The sequence below is a fragment of the Sporomusa termitida genome (assembly GCF_007641255.1).
Lineage (GTDB): Bacteria > Bacillota > Negativicutes > Sporomusales > Sporomusaceae > Sporomusa > Sporomusa termitida.
Genome location: NZ_CP036259.1, coordinates 4,251,902 through 4,268,145 on the forward strand (window position 1 = coordinate 4,251,902; position 16,244 = coordinate 4,268,145).

The window sequence follows — 16,244 nt, forward strand, 5'->3', positions numbered from 1 at the left end:
TTTTGAGAAGGATCCTCAAAGACATTTAATTGCCTTTGAAGAACGGCAGGACAAATACATCCTTCTCTTTCAACGCCTACGAGGTTAGCTGACGGATTCGGGCAGAAAGAAATTCGCCCTACCTGGCTTACCCAGGATTCACCCCAAAAATGGTTCCCCCGCTTCCATTAAATGAAACTCGGCGATTGCCGTTAGCCCAAACAGAGACTCCTTATGTTTAATAATACCTTATTTCCCTTTTATTTACAACTTTAAGTGATAGTGGCACCTATCATTGCTGCCTAACCTATCAACTTACGCCGTTCTTAAATCATATCATTTATAACGACTATTTACAAGACAAAACCACCGTCCCCATGTCAGCAAAACGGTAAAACTCCTGCGTGCGGCCTGACGGCAGGAGTCTTAGCACGTAAACATGGTTAAATCAGCCCGTAAGCCTTCATTTCAGACCGGAGAAGCTCAAGATTGTCCTCACTGATTTCGGTTAACGGCATCCGGCATTGACCGGCCTTATACCCCAGCAGGTTAACAGCGGCTTTAATCGGAATCGGGTTTACCTCGCTAAATAATGCTTTGATAAGATTAAGGGTCTGCAGTTGCAGTTTGATGGCACCGGCAACATCTCCCTGGATGAATTTCATCACCATATCGTGAGTATCCCGGGGGATGATGTTGGCCATAACCGAGATAACCCCCTTACCACCGAGTGACAATACCGGCAAGACCATGTTATCATCACCGGAATATACGGTAAAATCCTCACCGCACAGATTTACCACATCGCCGACCTGACCCAGGTTACACTCTTTAACGGCAATAATATTGTCTATTGCTGCCAATGCTTTTATCGTCTCCGGATTCAGATTTAAATTGGTTCTACCGGGTACATTGTACAGGATTAACGGTATGCTGACACTGTCGGCAATAAGCTTAAAATGCCCGTACAAGCCCTTTTGTGTAGCTTTATTATAATATGGCGTAACCGATAATAACCCGTCAGCCCCAACTGCTTCCGCTGCTTTCGATAATTCGATGGCATGCCGGGTATCATTGCTGCCGGTACCGGCAATAACCGGTACCCGTTTGTTAATTGCGTTTACCGCAAATTTAATCGCGGCAATATGCTCGTCATCCGGCATTGTGGAGGCTTCGCCGGTAGTGCCGCAGATGATAATGGCATCTGACCCGCCTTTAATCTGAAACTCAATCAGCTCTGTGAACGCCTGATAGTCAATGCCATTGTGTGTAAAGGGAGTTACAATAGCTACGCCGGAGCCGGTAAATAATGGTTTTTTCATTAGTCTAACCGCCTTTATTTAATATTTTTACATTAGATCTCACTTATACAACGCGTTAAAAAGCCGGGCAACCGTATGTGTTGGCAAAACAGCACACGTCACGCCTTATGGTGGAGTGTTATTTACTTTATTATTCTACCATATTCCGGATAAAAAAAGCATCTTTCCCGGCCATTATCGCCTAATTTCAGAAAAGTCATTACCTGCTGTCGCCCGCTCTTACCCCCTGCTGTCATTGTTAATATTTATTCTCAGCCGCAGGGACATACCTCTCCCTGCCACACACTAAAAGCTGCTTTTTAACGACAGAACAGAGTAATTCTCTGATTTACTTACACAAATACTATCAATATTCCAATTCCGGCAGCAGAAATCCTGCCGCATCAGCATGAATTTAACAGCTGACCTGCCTATTCTGCCAGAATCAAAATTACATCTGTATCGAGCGTTAAAATGTTTTGTTATACCCTATTGACAAAAAACCGTTGTCCTGTGATAATGAATAATAAGTAAACAACCCCCGCTGCATAATGCCGGTAAACGAATCAAACTGTAAACAAGCTGGCCTTTGCAAGAGAAAATTGACTAATTAAATCACCACAAGTGATGATTGGGATGAAAGCAACAGGAGAAACGCTCCAGAGAGCCGGCGGTTGGTGTAAGCCGGTGTGTGACTGTTGCCGTTACCTCGCCCATGAACTCTTCAGTTGACATGTATACATTATGAAGTATACATCAGATTGAAGCGCGGCCCGGCGTTAAGGGAATGTCCCGTCATACCAACGGGCATAAGAGTACAATGTAGGGTGGTACCGCGAATTCGCCCCTACTGGCAGAGCGATCTGTCAGTAGGGGTTTTTACTTTTCTTAGGGAGGGTTAAGGCATTTAGTTGTTGTCATACCGTTAGCGGCAGCATTAAAAAAAAGAAAAGGTGGAGAATTTATATGTTTAATGTGCGCAGTAGTATCAAAAAGTGGTCCTCAGCTACCCTGGCCCTGGTATTTGCCGCTTCAGTCACCGGCTGCGGCGGCAGCCAGCCGGCAGCCCCGGCCAGCCCGGAAGCAGGCGCCCCGGCCAAAATCGGGGTAGTATCGTATCTTACCGGTGGCGGCGCTGCTTATGGCGAAGCGATTAAACAGGGCCTGGAGCTGGCCCGGGACGAAATCAACACCCAGGGCAAAGTCAAAATCGAGCTCATTTTTGAAGACTCTAAAGGGGATAAAAATGAAGCCATTAATGCCACCAATAAACTCATTCATAAAGACAATGTAATCGGCATTATCGGTCCGACCCTGAGTGGGGAAATGTTTGCCGTGGGTCCGATTGCCACTCAGGCCGGGGTATCGATTATGGGTACTTCGACCACCGCTGAGGGGATAACAGATATCGGCGACTATGTCTTCCGCAATGCCTTACCGGAGTCCCTGGCCATTCCCCATGCGGTAAAAAAGGCCCAGGAAAAACTCGGCTTAAAAAAAGTGGCCGTCATGTATTCAAACAACAATGACTGGGCCGTATCCGGCTTTAAAACCTTTGAGCAGGCGATAAAAGACAATGGCCTGGAAACCGTTGCTGTTGAAACCTTTGCTGATAAAGACACTGATTTTTCTGCTCAGCTAACCAAGATTGCCACCCTTAAACCAGATGCGATTATGATTGCCGGCTTATATCAGGAAGCGGCACTCATCTTGAAAAAGGCCAGGGAGGTCGGCATTACCGTGCCGATTGTCGGCAATAACGGTTTCAATTCCCCCCAATTGATTAAAGCCGGCGGCGCGGCGGCGGAAGGGGTTGTTGTGGCCAGCCCCTGGTTCCCGGGCAAAAACGATGAAAAAGTTAAGCAATTCGTGGCTGCCTACCAAGCAAAATATAACAAAGAACCTGACCAGTTTGCCGCTCAGGCTTATGATGCCTTATATATTATGGCCGCTGGGTTGGAAAAAGCCGGCACCACAACCGACCGGAAAAAGCTCAGGGACAGCCTGGCCAACGTCAAAGATTTCCCTGGTGTTACCGGCAAATTTGCTTTTGATGCCAAACGCAACCCGGCAATGGATGTTACCATCCTCGTCGTCAAAGACGGCCAGTTCACAGAATTAAAATAAATATAAAAGAAAAATGAGGAGTGAAGTTCGTGTTCTTGCAGCAAGTGGTCAACGGCCTCACTTTAGGTAGTACCTATGCAGTCATTGCCTTAGGCTATACTTTAATCTTCGGCGTATTAAACATTGTGAATATGGCTCATGGCGAAATATTCATGATCGGGGCTTTTGTCGGCTTGATGCTTGTCACAAAGTTCAATTTCGGTATTGTTGGCGCCCTGGCCGGGGCAATGATTATCGGGGCAGTGCTTGGTTACCTGTTGGAACGGGTAGCCTTGCGGCCTCTGCGCCGCAAGGAAGTCTCCCATCTGGCGCCGCTGATCAGTACGATTGGGGTATCTATTTTTCTGGAAAGTGTCGCCCTTAAGGTATTTGGACCGCAGGCCCAGTCTTTTCCGACAATGTATGCGGGCCAGCTGCTGGATCTGGGAATATTTAAAATTTCATTTATCCAGCTTATTATTCTGGCTATCTCCTTCGGTCTCATGTTCGTGCTGCGCTTTTGGCTGGCCAAAACCAAAGCCGGCAAATCAATCCGGGCTACGGCCGAAAATATTGAAACAGCAGGTCTCTTAGGCGTTGACACCCGCCGGGTCATTGTCATGACGGTTATGCTGGCTTCCGGGCTCGGGGCCGTAGCCGGTGTCCTTGTCGGGCTGGCCTTTAATGCCGTCGAACCGACCATGGGCATTACTATGGGTTTTAAAGGCTTAGCGGTATTAATACTGGGTGGTCTTGGCAACATAACCGGCGCCATGGTTGGCGGCTTACTCTTAGGTATTGCGGAGGTATTTAGTGTCGCCTACGGTGATTCCTCCTACCGCGATGCCGTCGCCTTCGGCTTAATTATGATCTTATTATTTGTGCGCCCCCAGGGTCTGTTTGGCGGCAGCACGCCCCAGGGAGGGCGGTAACCATGGATACCCTCTTAAATCCCTACTATCTCCAGATTCTGATGTTTGTTCTGATTAACGCCATGTTAGGTATCAGTATTTATTTAACCCTGGCGACAGGACAGTTATCACTGGGGAATGCCGGTTTTATGAGCGTAGGCGCCTATACCTCCGCCCTATTGACACTAAAACTCGGGCTGCCCGTATATCTGGCCATACCGGCCGGCGGCTTGGCGGCCTGCCTGATGGCGGCAGTAATCGGCATTCCGGCTACCAGGCTGCAGGGAATATACCTGGCGATTGCCACCCTCGGTTTTGGGGAGGTTGTCCGCGTCATCATTCTCAACCTGAAACTTACGAACGGGGCTTTAGGCCTTGCCGGCATCCCCTCCTTAGGTGTGCTGATCGGCAAACAGCTCTCGGCCCTCGGGTATAGCCAGGGCTTGGCCGGCTTCAGCCTGCAGCAGCTCAGCAATTTATCTGTCATCGCCATTTTGGCGGCGATCCTGGCTTTTATCGTTTTCTTTGCCGTCCGGCTGCGCACTTCCAGAATCGGCCGGGCCTTTGCCGCCATTAAGGCTGATGAGCATGCGGCGGAAGTGTCAGGTGTAAATACCACCAATTACAAGCTGCTGGCTTTTTTTCTCGGGGCTTTTGTGGCCGGGATCGCCGGCGGGTTAGCCGCCCATATTACTTTTTACATTGGACCCAAGGATTTTTCCTACCATCGGGCCGTTGAAATCCTGCTCTTTGCCGTGTTCGGCGGCAGTAATGTGGTGTGGGGACCGCTGCTGGGCTCGGTCATACTGACAACCCTGCCGGAAGTGCTGCGGTCGGCTGCCGACTACCGGGCCATGATTTATGGCGGTATTCTTGTTGTCATGATGATCTTCCGCCCCCAGGGACTGATCAGCGAGGAAACCATCCGGTATTGGCAGTCCAGGCTTAAGAGTTCGACCACGAACGAACAGCCGGAACCTACAAGGAGGTCAGCAGGATGATCCTGGCACTGGAAAAAATCAGCAAAAACTTTGGGGGTCTGGCGGCGTTATCTAATATCAGCTTTCATGTCAATAAGAGTGAAATCCTCGGGGTAATCGGCCCTAACGGCGCCGGCAAGACCACTCTTTTCAACCTGATTACCGGCGTATTGCCGCCTAGTGAAGGCCAGATTGTTTACCGGGATAAAGCCATCGTCGGTTTAAAGCCCCATAAGATTGCAAAACTGGGGATTTCCCGGACCTTTCAGAATATCCGCCTGTTCGGTCAGATGACCGCGCTGGAGAATGTTATGGTTGGCGCTCACTGCCGTACGCACGCCGGCCTTTGGCAAGGCTTATGGCAGACCAGAACCCAGCAGCAGGAAGAAAAAACCATTAAGGGCCAAGCCCGCACCCTGCTGGAACTAACAGGCATCGGCGATCAAGCAGATACCCTGGCCGGCGCTCTCTCTTATGGTAAACAACGGCGTCTTGAAATTGCCCGGGCCCTGGCCTCTGATCCTGAATTGCTATTGTTGGATGAGCCTGCCGCCGGCATGAATGAGAGTGAAACAGACGACTTGCGCTTACTGATTGCCCAAATACAGCAACTGGGCAAGGCAGTAATCCTGATTGAACATGACATGCACCTGATGATGAACGTATGCGAGCGTTTTGTCGTGTTAAATTTTGGCCGGAAGATTGCCGAAGGCTCCCCGGCCAGCATCCAGGAGAATCCCCAGGTGATTGAGGCCTATCTGGGCAAGGAGGATATGGGCGATGCTTGAGATTTCACAATTAATTGCCGGTTATGGAAATATCAAAGCACTAAAGACCGTCAACCTTTCGGTCCCCAAAGGTACCATTGTCTCCCTGATTGGCGCCAATGGGGCCGGCAAGACAACAACAATGAAAGCAATTATGGGCATGGTTCAGCCGGCGGCAGGCCAAATCTCCTTTCAGGGGCATAACATTACCGGCCTGGCTGTGCATAAGGTAGTCAATAGGGGGATATCACTCGTGCCTGAAGGCCGCAGCATATTAGCGCAAATGACGGTGCTGGAGAATTTGGAGATGGGGGCTTATCAGCGTACAGACAACGCTGTCCAGCATGATCTGGAAAAAGTTTTTGCCCGCTTTCCGATATTGGCGGAACGCCGGCAGCAGCCGGGAGGAACTTTGTCCGGTGGTCAGCAGCAAATGCTGGCCATTGGCCGGGCCTTAATGGCCCGGCCAAAGCTGCTGCTCCTGGATGAGCCTTCCATGGGCTTAGCCCCGCTGGTAGTTGCTGATATATTTAAAGTAATCCGGGAAATTAATGCCGAAGGCACAACCATCCTGCTGGTTGAGCAAAACGTCCGCCAGGCAATCAAGATTGCTCATTATGCATATGTCATGGAAACAGGCCGGATCGTTCTCCACGGCCCAGCCGCTGAGATTGCTAATGATCCCAGAGTAATGGAAGCATATTTGGGCGGCCGAAAAGTTTGCTAGCTAACCGCAATACTCCTGGCAATGAACAAATCTAAACCCCACTTGCCCTGAAATAATAAACCGTGTTGAATTTGCCAGTGAAATTTAACACGGTTTTTCGACATGCGTACAGACTATTGGCCATTTCCTTACAACACAGTGACAGCTGCGGTCAGCCGGAAACCATTGATAAATAGGTTTATCAGATCATCAGATTTATCCCCTGGGCTATTCTCCGGCCCAATTCGCTGTCTGTCCGTAAGAAATGCTCAACCATTCTTCTTTGAATAGGCTCGTAGGCCTGACTTAAATTTTCAACAATATTGGCCACCAGGTGTTTTTTTTGCATAGCCGACATGGTCCGGTATCTAAAGCCGGCCTGATAATAAATGTCGCCGCCTATCTCTTTCCGGACTATGCAACCGGCAATATGGTTCTGGGCAGGTTTCCCGATCACCGGTGCCGGCATAGGCGTCCCGCCGCCTAATGTATTAGGCAAATAATTGGCAACCCCTTCATTGTACATGGTTTGCATGGCTCCGTCCTGCATCTTGTTATCGGCCGGTTTGCGCGGCATATTGGTAGGCAGTGCCAAATAGTTGACACCGAGCCGGTATCTTTGGGTATCCCCATAGGCAAAGATACGGCCCTGCAGTATTTTATCATTGGAAAACTCTATGCCCGGAACAATAGCCGCCGGTGAAAAAGCAGCTTGTTCAACATCAACAAAAAAATTGTCAGGATTTTTATTTAATACCATTTTTCCTACCGGCCTTATCGGCAATAAATCTTCCGGCCAAATATTAGTAGAATCCAGGGGATCAAAGGGCTGTTCACACTCATCGTCCACATTCATTATCTGGATCCGCAGCTCAAATTCAACCTGCTGGCCGGCAGCAATGGTATCAAATAAATCCCGCCGGGCTATATCAGGGTCTGTACCGGCAAGCATAGCTGCCGTCTTGCTGTCTATGTATTCAACACCGGCACAAGGCTCCCAGTGATACTTCACATATACCTCTTCCCCGCGCATATTGATCCACTTATAGGTATTGACCCCATAGCCCGGAATGGTCCGGTAACTTTTGACAGTACCGTTATCGGCAAACAAATAAGTGAGAAAATTGATGGACTCCGGCCGTAAGGACATGAAATCCCAAAACCGGCTGGCGGCTATCGGCCCGCCCCGGACATTGGTCACCGGATCAGGCTTCAGGGCGTGGACCAGGTCCGGAAACTGAATTGGATCTCGCAGCGGAAACACCGGGATATGGTTGCCCACAATATCATAATTGCCTTCGTCTGTGTAAAATTTTACCGAAAACCCTCTGATATCCCGCACCGTATCCGCACCGCCCAGAGAGCCGCCGGCTAAGGAGAACCTGACAAACACAGGCGTTACCTTTTCCGGATCCTGCAAAAAATCGGCTTTCGTTAATGACGCCAGTGAGTTATACGGTCTAAAAAAACCAAAAGCGCCGGCCCCTTTAGCATGCAGTACCCTTTCAGGAATTCTTTCCCGGTCAAAATGAGAAATTTTTTCCAGAAAAACCGTATCCTCAAGTAAAATGGGGCCGCGCTGACCTACACTTAGGGATTGCTGGTCATTGGTAACCGGTGCCCCCTCATTGCTGGTAAGATAGCGTTTTGGCATATCCTCTCCCCCAAATCATAAAATCTATTATGATTATATTGAATATAAGGATTACTCATGAATAGTTTTAATCATCGCCAGAGAAAAACACGGGGACAGGGAATTTGTTTTTTAACTTTTATTGCCAATCAATGATCCCGCTGATTCCAAGCAATGCGTTAGGAACTACTTCATACGCCAGTACGTACTCGACAGGAATATTATGGAGTTGCGTAATACCAAACTCTATGGACGACTTAAATCCAAACCTATGGTAATAACCACCCGCTTCGAACGGTAGTACTTTATAGTGGCAGCTCTATACTTTGGGGAAATCTGAATAGATTATAGGGATCATAGGTCTGCTTCACACACTGCAGCCGCCTTAGATTACTCCCGTAATATGCTTGCTGATAATGCGGCGTTTGGCTATACGGAAAGTTTATATACGATCCCCGCGTAATTGTATATATATAGTCAAAGCCAGCCTTTACCCATTCCCGGTGCGCTTCTGCTGCGTCTGTTTCTTCCCACGCAGAGGCTATGGCAATGATATAATTGGCCTGCCGATAGGTGAAAGCTGTTTCGGCTGCGCCGATATCGCGGACAGCTCCCCCCAGCGAATATACCCGGATAGAAGAATTTCTGTCAGAAGGTGCTTTATCCATTATTCCAAGGATTTGCTCTAATTCTGCTTGTGAAAAATGCCTTTGTACAAATCTGCCTGCAGCCTGGAATGCTTCCCGCTTCGGATACATCGCCCCAATTATCTTTACAGCTTCAATAAACGGGACATATGCAATATTCGACAAAGTTAAGCCTGGTATATTCAATAGAGGCTGCAAGATTTGTCTAGCCTCCTCCGGCGGCCCGTAGAAAAACGCATTAACCCACGCTCCTTCCTTATATATTCCGCCAAATAAGCTTAACCGGCGGTCCAGATGCGGCAGCCAGCCTTGCCATACCTGGAGAAAACTATTTCTAGCCGCTCTGTTATCATCCCATCTAAGCTGAATTACCGTTATCCCGTCTACTTTTTTTAACTTAAATTTATAGTCGGTCACAACACCAAAATTCCCGCCACCCGCTCCTTTTAAGGCCCAAAACAGTTCTGAATTGCAACAGCAGTTGGCAGTTAAACGCCTGCCCGCAAAATCAATCATGTTTGCCTCTAAAAGACTATCTGCTGTCAAGCCTAAATAGCGAGTGGATAAACCGATACCGCCACCCAAAACTAATCCGGATATTGCTACTGTGGGACATGTGCCGCCGGGAAAAGTGTATCCGAATTTATAAAGATACTCATACAGCGATAATAATCTCGTACCTGCCTGTACATTTACAGTGTTGTCAGCCAAATTTATCTTAATTCCATTCAGGGGGGAAGTATCTATAACTAAGCTGCAGGTGCCAATTGAGTAGCCCTCATAGTCATGGCCGCCAGACCGCACCCGCAGTTCCACTCCTTGCTCTCGTGACCAAAGTATTGCATTCGCGACATCGCAATAATCAAGACAATAAACAATAGCGGCAGGATATTTATTTATCGCTTTATTGTATCCTTGCCTGGCTTGCTCATATTGGCTATCGCTTGGTACCACTACTCTCCCAGTTAACCCTTTACCCAGCAAATTATTCACCTACCTGGTTACTTTTTTATATAATATGTTAATTAGCTGCTTGTTGCTACCTTGAAAACACAGGGATAGGGGAAAACACGGGGACAGGGACTATGTTTCTTTGCGTTTATCGAAATAGCTACATCCTCGGAATTGCCAAACCACAACTAGACCCCTTGTCCCCATGACAATTGACTGAAACATGTTCCCTGTCCCCGTGTTTTACTTTAATTAGGACTTGACTTTAATTAGCTGGTCTGTGTTTTACTGCTTTACAAGCCATTCACGAAAAGAAGCGCAATTTTGCCATATCATGATGACCTACCCTAATTATCGCCCCTGTCTCCACATCCCCTACTGCTAAAAGTTCGTTGGTGTGCAAGAAACTCCCCTGCCGGGTTCTGTCTACCGGAAGGGGAGTACAGCAATGGGCTGAGTTATGTTTTCCGTGTGTGCCGTGCCTGACTGATAATCGGCCTAATTATAATTTTTCGATTTTTACGAAGGCCGCCTCCATTGCTTCTGTAATCCCTCTCTTCATTGCCGTACCGATTCCGGGTACACCAATTGAGGTTACTTTGTTATTGCCTTTGCCGGTTGTTTGGAAAGTAGTGATTTTATCTGCGCCTTTGGAGTAGACTTTATAGCGAATTTTTACTTCGCTTTTGGCCGAAGTCGAGAAAAAGCTGGCATGTCTTGAGTTCATAAAATGAACGATCTCCATTGCAATCACGTAATCGGCACCGGTTGCTTGCGCTAACTTCCGCATTAACTCATTGTCCGGCAATTCCAGATTCGACGGATCATACTGGTCTGCGGACAAAATACTTTGTACTTTATCTGCCGGAACCGTTTGATATTTTTCATTGGCAAATTGTTGGGTAAAATTCTCTTGGACAGTTTCGCCTATGTATTCTTTGGTTTCTTCGGTAGAATTAATATGAGGCAAAATAAGCACTTGCTTGACACTGGCTTCAGTAGCCGGGGAATTAGCTGACGCGCTGCCGACACTAACTGCAAACATAAAACATAGCATGATCAATAAACATAGCATCAATTTTTTCATATAACCATCTCCCTAATTTATTCCCTTCCCTATCATATCATTTTATCAACCTAAATCCAAGAATATTCTGATAACTAAATGACAATAATTTGTTTACCCCAAGAACCGGGACTATATTTTAAAAAATGGCAGAAGAGTCAACTCACGGTTGGATGAGCTGACTCTTCTTGTCGCTATCGCCTGGCTGGTGGTTACGGAATCCAGGCTAAAACGCTCTATGTTCTGTTCTTTCGATAATTTCATCCTGCAGGTCTTTGGTAAGATTATTGAAATAATCGCTGTAACCCGCGACCCGGACAATCAGGTTGTTATATTGCTCAGGGCTCTGTTGCGCCGCTCTTAGTGTCCCGGCATCGACGATATTGAACTGGATATGGTGGCCGTCCAGTTTAAAGTAGGCCCGGATCAGATCTTTTAGTTTTCTCAGACCGTCCTCGCCCTGTACGACCTGGGGGGTAAATTTTTGATTCAGCAAGGCCCCGCCGGTTCGGAGCTGATCCATTTTGGCCGCTGATTTAATGACCGCCGTCGGACCGTTTTTATCGGCTCCCTGGACCGGTGAGATCCCCTCGGAAAGTGGCCGGCCCGCTTTGCGCCCGTCCGGGGTGGCGCCGATCACGGCCCCGAAATATACGTGGCAGGTAGTCGGCAGCATCTCGATCCGGTACGTGCCGCCGGTCGGTGTTTTTCTGCCGTTTACGACTTCATGGAAAATCTCAAATACCTTGAGCATAATATCATCGGCATAATCATCGTCATTGCCATATTTCGGGGTTTTGTTCAGCAGCAGCTGGCGTACCTTTTCCTGGCCGGCAAAGTCAGACTTTACAATGTCTAAAAGCTCACGCATCGAGAACCTTTTATGATCAAACACATGATATTCAATGGCCGCCAGGCAATCGGTAATACTGCCAATGCCAACGCCCTGGATATAGCGGGAATTGTATCTGGCCCCACCGGCATTATAATCCCGGCCGTTGGCAATGCAGTCATCTATAACAATAGACATAAAAGGGGCCGGCATATATTTAGCATACAGCATTTCAATGATATTGCTGCCTTTGATTTTAATATCAACAAAATGGCCGACCTGTTGCTTAAAGGCCGCCAATAGGTCAGCCAGGGACGTGAAGTGGGCCGGGTCCCCGGTTTTAAGCCCCAGTTGCTTGCCGGTGAGGGGATCGATACCGTTATGGAGGGTAATCTCCAGGATTTTGACCAGATTCAAGTAACCGGTTAAAATATAAGCCTCTTTCCCGAAACAGCCCACCTCGACACAACCGCTGGTGCCGCCGCCGCGGGCGTCCTCCAGGCTCTTGCCCTGCCGGAGCAGCTCTTCCAGGACCGCGTCGGTATTGAAAACCGAGGGAAATCCCATGCCGGCCCGGATGACTTCAGCCGCTCTGAGTACAAACTGATCGGGGTTTTTCCGGCTGATTTGCACATTGGTACTAGGCTGCAGGAGTTCCATTTCCTCCACAATATCCAGCAGCAAATAGGATACTTCATTGACGCCGTTGCTGCCGTCCGGCTTAATCCCGCCGATATTGATATTACAAAAGTCCGTATAAGTGGCACTTTCCTGGAGGGTAATTCCGACCTTGGGGGGCGCCGGCTGGTTGTTAAACTTCACCCAGAAGCATTGCAACAATTCTTTGGCGGCTTCACGCGTCAGGGTTCCGGCCTGAATTTCCCGTTCATAAAATGGCTGCAGGTGAATATCAAGTTTACCGGGACAGAAAGAGTCCCAGGTATTTAATTCCGTAATTACACTGAGGTGGACAAACCAGTAGGTCTGGAGCGCTTCTCTGAATGTTCTCGGCGCCAGGGCGGGTACATGGCGGCAAATCCCGGCAATCTCCTCCAGCTCTTTCTTTCTGGCCGGATTCTGTTCTTTATCGGCTAGCTCGCTGGCCTTATCGGCATGCCGGCGGGCAAAAGTAATAATCGCCTCACAACAAATTGCCATCGCTCTTAACTCTTCCTGTTTGTCGTAAGCTGCGGCATCCTGGTGATAATCCAAGGCCGCCAGCCGGGCCTCGATCTCTTTTTTAAAATCGAGAAAGCCCTGCTGATAGATTTTCCCCCCGGCAACGGTATGGCCTGGTGCCCGCTGTTCCATGAATTCTGTAAAGATGCCGGCCTCATAGCAAGCTTGCCAGGCTGGCGTCATTTGCGCAAACATTAAGTCACGCATCGCTTTTCCCTGCCAGAAGGGAATAATTTCTTCGGCCTGAATGCGTTTGGTCTCCTGATCGACCTTAAAGAATATCTTATCCCGCTTATCCATAATAGCAAAATCTTCGACAGTATGGCAGCATAGCTCCGGGTAAGTCGGGGCCGCCTGGGGACCGGGGCCCCGCTCGCCGACAATAAGCTCATCCTCATTGATGCAAATGGTCTTATTTTCCATGAGATATTGAAAGGTTAAGGCCCGCAGAACCGGAACAGAAACCTTGCCTGCGTATTGTTTATAAGCTGCGGTAACCAGTCTGGCTCTTTCGATGGCTAACCGTGGCACTGCAGCAACACTCTGGTCCCGTAATTTTTGCACCCTGCTATTGATGTTCTTGCCTGTGGCCATTACTTCTCACCCTCCTATTTTTGCCTGTATACCAAATGGCACCAACATTTGTGAAACCTCTGCCAGCTGTTGATTTGCAAGCGACTGCAGGCCGTCAAGCCGGTAGGTTTTACCCAGTCGCCGGTATTTATCGGCAGCAATATTGTGATAAGGCAATAAAAAAACCTCGCTTAGGTGCAAAGACGATAAAAAGGCACCCATTGCTTTTATATTCTCCTCATCATCATTGATGCCAGGTATTACAGGTACACGAATCCAGATTTTACTGTGGCTGGCGGCAAGTTGCTTGAGATTCTCCAATATAAGCTGATTGGAAACACCTGTATACAGCTTGTGCCGGCCGTCGTCCATATGCTTAATATCATAGAGAAATAAATCTACCTTGTCTTTTATCCTGGCCATTGACGGCCAGGCGGCATAACCGGAGGTGTCTAAGGCAGTATGCAGGCCGCCGGCTTTACAGGCGGTAAGCAGACTGTCCAGAAAGTCCGGCTGCAGTAAGGCTTCGCCGCCGGAAAAGGTAACCCCGCCGCCGGATTCCTCATAAAAAACCCGATCTTTCTCTAGCTCTTTCATGACCTCGGCCACAGTCATCGGCCTGCCAGCCAGTTCCCTGGCGCCAGTAGGGCAGATGTCCGTGCAGGCTTTACATACACGGCAGCTTTTCCCCTCTTTTATCAACCCCAGCTCAGTAATTGTCAGGGCTTTATTGGGGCAGCTTTGCACACAGTCACCGCAGCCGATGCATTTGTTTGGAGAAAAAACCACTTCTGCTGTCAACGCCAGACTTTCCGGATTATGGCACCACCAGCAGGCTAAGGGACAGCCCTTCAGAAATACAGTGGTCCGTATCCCCGGGCCATCGTGAAGAGAATATTTCTGAATATTAAATACTGTTCCTGTCTGCAAAAAGATCACCGCCAATCAATACCCTTATTCCCACCATATCACGCCTCGCTGTACTCATCGGCCTGGCAAATGATATACATTGCAATAACCATGCCAAAAGTTCATTGCCGCCAAACCACCGGGTAATGCTTCTAGCGGTGGTGTCTTTATTGACCAGATATTGCTATTGTCCCGGAATTGGGCTCAATTATTTGTGACAATGTCCTGAATCCGGGACCAGGTGATCACCCTTGCTATCCATCCTGGTCAGTCTTAACCACTATTTCCCACTGAATATTGTGTTTTTTAAGCTTGTTATGCAGCGTCTGACGGGGAATATTCAATATTCTGGCCGCCTTGGCCCCATTTCCATTTGCTTGTTGTATGGCTGTTCGAATCAATTGCTGCTCGTAAGCATTAAGGCTGTCGGCCAGTGAAATAACCGGCCGCTTGCCGGCCGGCTCCGCCGGCTCGACTGCCGCCGCCTTTACCGCGCTGACGATATGCGAAGGTATATCACTGCTATCAATCACTGCCTGATCGGTAAAATTCATAATGCTTTCAATAGTATATTTTAATTCCCTGATATTCCCGGGCCAATGGTAGGCCTGGAATATTGCTAAGGCGGCCGCTGAAATCCGCTCCACTTTTTTATTGACTTTACCGTTATACAGAGCAATAAAAAACTGCGTCAGTAAAGGGATATCCTCTTTTCTGGCGTTCAAAGCCGGGATACTCAGGGCAATGACGTTTAAACGGTAATACAGATCTTGCCGCAGCAGCTTTCGCTCGACAATTTCTAAGGGCGGCTCATTCGTACTGGCAATAATTCTTACATCAACACGTACGGTACCGGCTCCCCCGACCCGGCGGACAACACCGTCCTGCAGCACCCGCAGCAGTTTGCCCTGCAGCTCCAGATCCATAGAATTGACTTCATCTAAAAATAAAGTTCCGCCGTCGGCAAGCTCAAACAGCCCCGGTTTATCTTTCGCCCCGGTAAAACTGCCTGAGGTTGTGCCAAACAAGATGCTGTCCAGAAGGGTGTTGGGCAGGGCGGCACAGTTCTGCGCGATAAAAGGCTGATTCCTGCGCGTCTTGCCGGCATTGTGAATGGCCTGGACCAAGAGCTCTTTTCCGGTCCCGGTTTCACCATAGACCAATACCGGCGAATCACTATCGGCAATTTTTCTGGCCCGGGCCTTTAATTCTTTGATTGCGGCACTTTCGCCGATAATATCCGCAAAAGTATACGTAGCGCCGTTGGCCTGATATGCTTTTTCCTTGCTTTTTCTCTTAAACAATTCAGATTGAAGATTGAGCACTTTCTCCGCTAGTTCTGTCACCTGGGTTAAATCCCGGTAGATTTCAAGGGCCCCGCTAATCGCCCCCTGTTCGAACAGCGGTATCGTGGTGGTCAGGGTAGATACTTTGGCCCCCTGATAATTGACATAGGTCTGAACATAATCAATGATCGGCTGCTTATTTTTCAAAACCTGGTAGAAAGTACTGCTCTCAGGGGTTAATCCGGGGAAAATTTCCAATATGTTTTTGCCTACGGCTTTAGCCTGAGTAATACCGGCGATATTAGTTGCAGGCTCATTATAGAAAGTAACTGTAGCCTTCTTATCTACCACTAAAATACCTTCATCCAGATGCTCTAGCACCGATTTTAACAGGAGCTTATAATCCACCGCCCTCACC

At 48.4% G+C, this 16,244-nt stretch carries 12 protein-coding genes and 1 riboswitch; of the genes, 5 read left to right on the plus strand and 7 right to left on the minus strand.

What is annotated here, in order from left to right; all coding sequences use genetic code 11:
• Positions 1-59 precede the first annotated feature (59 nt).
• A riboswitch (cyclic di-AMP (ydaO/yuaA leader) is annotated at positions 60-194 on the minus strand.
• Between the two features lie 228 nt (positions 195-422).
• Positions 423-1,301, minus strand: a complete 879-nt coding sequence (gene dapA / locus SPTER_RS19815) for a 4-hydroxy-tetrahydrodipicolinate synthase (protein WP_144351978.1) — start codon at positions 1,299-1,301, stop codon at positions 423-425.
• 945 nt (positions 1,302-2,246) lie between these two features.
• On the opposite strand from dapA, the gene SPTER_RS19820 reads away from it, so the two are divergent.
• From SPTER_RS19820 to SPTER_RS19840, 5 genes are read left to right on the plus strand one after another with little or no spacing between them, the layout of a single operon-like run.
• Entirely contained in the window at positions 2,247-3,407 is a 1,161-nt protein-coding gene (locus SPTER_RS19820) for an ABC transporter substrate-binding protein (RefSeq protein ID WP_144351979.1), read from the plus strand.
• A gap of 29 nt (positions 3,408-3,436) precedes the next feature.
• A complete protein-coding gene (locus SPTER_RS19825) occupies positions 3,437-4,318 on the plus strand; it encodes a branched-chain amino acid ABC transporter permease (protein WP_144351980.1) in 882 nt (293 codons plus the stop codon).
• Positions 4,319-4,320: 2 nt separating this feature from the next.
• On the plus strand, positions 4,321-5,298 hold the full coding sequence (locus SPTER_RS19830; RefSeq protein WP_144351981.1) for a branched-chain amino acid ABC transporter permease: 978 nt from the start codon (positions 4,321-4,323) through the stop codon (positions 5,296-5,298).
• Positions 5,295-6,065: an ABC transporter ATP-binding protein gene (locus SPTER_RS19835; protein ID WP_144351982.1), complete on the plus strand. Its 771-nt coding sequence runs from the start codon at positions 5,295-5,297 to the stop codon at positions 6,063-6,065. The genes SPTER_RS19830 and SPTER_RS19835 overlap by 4 nt, the downstream gene beginning before the upstream one ends.
• Positions 6,058-6,771, plus strand: coding sequence for an ABC transporter ATP-binding protein (locus SPTER_RS19840; RefSeq protein WP_144351983.1), 714 nt, complete (start codon positions 6,058-6,060; stop codon positions 6,769-6,771). The genes SPTER_RS19835 and SPTER_RS19840 overlap by 8 nt, the downstream gene beginning before the upstream one ends.
• 181 nt (positions 6,772-6,952) lie before the next feature.
• Here SPTER_RS19840 and SPTER_RS19845 read toward each other — a convergent pair whose 3' ends face one another.
• The 6 genes from SPTER_RS19845 to SPTER_RS19870 all read right to left on the minus strand — a co-directional run bounded on the left by SPTER_RS19845 (position 6,953) and on the right by SPTER_RS19870 (position 16,234).
• Complete coding sequence (locus SPTER_RS19845) at positions 6,953-8,404, minus strand: catalase (protein WP_144351984.1); 1,452 nt, start codon at positions 8,402-8,404, stop codon at positions 6,953-6,955.
• A 284-nt stretch (positions 8,405-8,688) separates the two neighbouring features.
• Positions 8,689-10,023, minus strand: a complete 1,335-nt coding sequence (locus tag SPTER_RS19850) for an FAD-binding oxidoreductase (RefSeq protein WP_246105370.1) — start codon at positions 10,021-10,023, stop codon at positions 8,689-8,691.
• 460 nt (positions 10,024-10,483) lie between these two features.
• Positions 10,484-11,068 (minus strand): hypothetical protein, encoded by a 585-nt coding sequence (locus SPTER_RS19855; RefSeq protein ID WP_144351985.1) that lies wholly within the window; start codon positions 11,066-11,068, stop codon positions 10,484-10,486.
• A 205-nt stretch (positions 11,069-11,273) separates the two neighbouring features.
• The gene (gene hypD, locus SPTER_RS19860) at positions 11,274-13,652 is read right to left on the minus strand and encodes a trans-4-hydroxy-L-proline dehydratase (RefSeq protein ID WP_211367337.1); all 2,379 of its coding nucleotides are present in this window, start codon (positions 13,650-13,652) and stop codon (positions 11,274-11,276) included.
• 6 nt (positions 13,653-13,658) lie between these two features.
• Entirely contained in the window at positions 13,659-14,561 is a 903-nt protein-coding gene (locus SPTER_RS19865; RefSeq protein WP_144351986.1) for a glycyl-radical enzyme activating protein, read from the minus strand.
• A 233-nt stretch (positions 14,562-14,794) separates the two neighbouring features.
• Positions 14,795-16,234, minus strand: a complete 1,440-nt coding sequence (locus tag SPTER_RS19870) for a sigma-54 interaction domain-containing protein (RefSeq protein WP_170233341.1) — start codon at positions 16,232-16,234, stop codon at positions 14,795-14,797.
• Between the last annotated feature and the right edge of the window lie 10 nt (positions 16,235-16,244).

What these genes read in the sequence shown, in the direction of transcription:
- dapA (WP_144351978.1), bottom strand. Translation starts at nt 1,301, where the DNA reads ATGAAAAAACCATTATTTACCGGCTCCGGCGTAGCTATTGTAACTCCC.
- SPTER_RS19820 (WP_144351979.1), top strand. Translation starts at nt 2,247, where the DNA reads ATGTTTAATGTGCGCAGTAGTATCAAAAAGTGGTCCTCAGCTACCCTG.
- SPTER_RS19830 (WP_144351981.1), top strand. Translation starts at nt 4,321, where the DNA reads ATGGATACCCTCTTAAATCCCTACTATCTCCAGATTCTGATGTTTGTT.
- SPTER_RS19835 (WP_144351982.1), top strand. Translation starts at nt 5,295, where the DNA reads ATGATCCTGGCACTGGAAAAAATCAGCAAAAACTTTGGGGGTCTGGCG.
- SPTER_RS19840 (WP_144351983.1), top strand. Translation starts at nt 6,058, where the DNA reads ATGCTTGAGATTTCACAATTAATTGCCGGTTATGGAAATATCAAAGCA.
- SPTER_RS19845 (WP_144351984.1), bottom strand. Translation starts at nt 8,404, where the DNA reads ATGCCAAAACGCTATCTTACCAGCAATGAGGGGGCACCGGTTACCAAT.
- SPTER_RS19855 (WP_144351985.1), bottom strand. Translation starts at nt 11,068, where the DNA reads ATGAAAAAATTGATGCTATGTTTATTGATCATGCTATGTTTTATGTTT.
- hypD (WP_211367337.1), bottom strand. Translation starts at nt 13,652, where the DNA reads ATGGCCACAGGCAAGAACATCAATAGCAGGGTGCAAAAATTACGGGAC.